Consider the following 2402-nt stretch of genomic DNA (forward strand, 5'->3'; position numbering starts at 1 on the left):
GCGCTGCTTGTCCGGCAGCTTGCGCACGGCCGTCCATAGCGCCTCGGCCGGGTCCTCGAGTTCCGCCGCCGCCTCTCCCGCGATCAGCGCATAGGCGCCGTAGGCCTCGGTCTTCTGGGTGTCGCGGGCGCTCTTGCGCATCATGTCGCGCGCCGCGTTCAGCGTCATGGTGTAGAGCCACGTCGTGAACGCGCCCTTACCATGGTAGTCGCGGATCGCCCGGCCGAGCCGGACGCAGACTTCCTGGGCGATGTCTTCGGCGTCCGCCTTCCTGCCGCACCAGCGATAGGCGGCGCGATAGACGAAGCCATAGTGCCTTTCGAGCAATTTGCCGAAAGCACCCCTGTCTCCGCCCTTCGCCCGCCCGATCAATTCGACGTCGGAGGGTTCGCCCTCGTCCAGCATCATCGCCATCATTTGCTTATTGGACGAAGGCTAATGGCTAATCCTTGGGGTTATGGAAAGATTTTTTTGCCGCAGCGCTTTTCCCTTCTCCCCGTTCACGGGGAGAAGGTGCCCGAAGGGCGGATGAGGGGCGGGGCGAACTTTCGAAGCCGCGCACCGCCGCCAAAAAAGGGGAGCCAAACTTTACCCGAGGGTTTCGGCAAACAACGTGGTCAACCGCTTCCAGTGGCGCTCAGCACCGGCTTCATCATAGGCACTGTGATCCTGCACGCACCATCCATGCCCCATGCCGACATAGTTCTCGATCACATGGTCGACCTCGGCCACTCTCAGCGCTTCGGCCAGCCGCGCCGACTGTTCCGGCGGAAAGCTGCGGTCGACGCCGGCAACACCGACATAGACGCGCGCCTTGATCATTGCTGCCTTGCGGTGCGGGCTGTCCGCGGCATCGCTGGCTAGATTGCCACCATGGAAGCTGGCGGCGGCAACGATCCGGTGCGGATAGCTCGCCGCCGCGTTCAGCGCCCGCGCGCCACCCATGCAGTAGCCGACGACGCCAACCGGTCCGGTGATGCCCTCGGCGGCCAGCGCGTCGAGGAAGGCGCCGCCGTCGCGAATGGTCATGTCCTGCGTGGTGCCGCCGCTCAACGCCGACAGCGCGGCCTTGGTCTTTTCATCGGCAAAGGCGGTCTTGGGGTCGAACGGACCGTAGGGCACGCTGCGGTAGAAGAGATCGGGAACCAGCACGGCGTAGCCTTGCCCAGCAAGGCGCTCGGCCATCTGGTCGAGCGCCGTGCGCGGACCGAAAATATCCATGTAGAGGATGATTCCGGCCTTGGCCGGCGCGGCTGGACGAAACAGCCCGGCTTTCGCCGTACCATCCTGGGTCTTGATCTCGAGGTCCTGCTTCGTCATTGCGCGCTCCGCTTGCTGCCACGCGATAGATATCCGCGCCCGCCGTCAGGGCAAGCCACGACATCTCAATCGCGGTCAAGTTTCCGTGCGGCTCGGAACCATCGCTACAGGCCGGCGAACGACGCCATATGGAAGGCCTGAACATCGGCTGGATAGCGATAGTCGGCGCCAAAGGGACAGGCGTTGCGGTCGAGGCAGCCGCCGGTGCGGCAAGGCGCGCCATCAGCACCGCGCACATGCGCCAGACAGGCCTGGTGCGCGAAACCATCCGCCGCATAGGCGTCGACCGGGCAGGATTTCAGGCAAGGTTTTTCGACACATGCATCGCAAAGATGGAGAGTTGCGTCAGCTTCGGGAATCGAGATCGTCTCTTCGAACAGCAGCGCGCCGCGATAGGCGTGCCAGAGCCCGTAGCGCGGATGCATCAGAATGCCGAGCGGCGAAGGCCTTAATCCCTCCGCCCGCATCGCCCATTGCTGGAACGGGAGATACGGCCTGTCGGAGGGCGACACGGCGCGCGCGCCGAACTTTTCCGCAACCGAGCCGATCACTTCGCGCGCCCAGGTGTCGAGCGGATTGGCGATGGCCTGCGGTTGCCGCTCCTGCCAGCGCAGGAAATGCGGCCACGGCGCAGCACCCGCCTGCCCGACCAGCAGGATGGACCTGGCGGGCATGCCGGAGCGCCCGGCGGGTACTGTGTCTTGGCTCGTGAAACGGAAGCCGCCGCGCGGGATCAAGCCATCGACCGCGAGCACGGCCGAGACATCGTCGACCGTGCCGCGCGAAACAATCATCCCTTCTTGCCCGGCTCGGAGAATGCGCTCCGCCAGACTTCCTTGTGGATGATGTCGGCCACTTTAGCCCGGCCTGACTCGGGCTCCTTTCAAGTGAAGGCGTCGGCCATCGAGCCTTTCTTCCTGGCGATGAAGTCGGTCAGGGCCTCGTCGATCGCCGGATCGAGGTAAGGCGCCTCGTAGCTTTCCAGCCAGCGGCGGGCGAGCTCGTTAGCCCGCTGCGGCGCGGTCTTTTCGCCTTCCGCCAGCCACTGCTCGTAGGAATTGTTGTCGGCAATGTTGGAGCGG

General features: G+C 64.8%; 4 protein-coding genes. All 4 read right to left on the reverse strand.

Annotation, left to right across the window (positions count from 1 at the left end):
• The coding region (locus tag EN781_RS30705; RefSeq protein WP_145965724.1) for an RNA polymerase sigma factor at positions 1 to 414 on the reverse strand (414 nt) is incomplete at its 3' end.
• A 174-nt stretch (positions 415 to 588) separates the two neighbouring features.
• Positions 589 to 1320 (reverse strand): dienelactone hydrolase family protein, encoded by a 732-nt coding sequence (locus EN781_RS30710; protein ID WP_126054104.1) that lies wholly within the window; start codon positions 1318 to 1320, stop codon positions 589 to 591.
• Between the two features lie 104 nt (positions 1321 to 1424).
• Positions 1425 to 2114 (reverse strand): 4Fe-4S dicluster domain-containing protein, encoded by a 690-nt coding sequence (locus tag EN781_RS30715; RefSeq protein ID WP_126054103.1) that lies wholly within the window; start codon positions 2112 to 2114, stop codon positions 1425 to 1427.
• Positions 2115 to 2203: 89 nt separating this feature from the next.
• On the reverse strand, positions 2204 to 2402 hold a 199-nt coding region (locus EN781_RS30720), incomplete at its 5' end, for a trimethylamine methyltransferase family protein (protein ID WP_189347945.1).

The sequence above is a fragment of the Mesorhizobium sp. M4A.F.Ca.ET.090.04.2.1 genome, assembly GCF_003999085.1.
Classification (GTDB): domain Bacteria; phylum Pseudomonadota; class Alphaproteobacteria; order Rhizobiales; family Rhizobiaceae; genus Mesorhizobium.

Coding starts and splice junctions, on each gene's coding strand:
- EN781_RS30710 (WP_126054104.1), bottom strand. CDS start 1,320: ATGACGAAGCAGGACCTCGAGATCAAGACCCAGGATGGTACGGCGAAA.
- EN781_RS30715 (WP_126054103.1), bottom strand. CDS start 2,114: ATGATTGTTTCGCGCGGCACGGTCGACGATGTCTCGGCCGTGCTCGCG.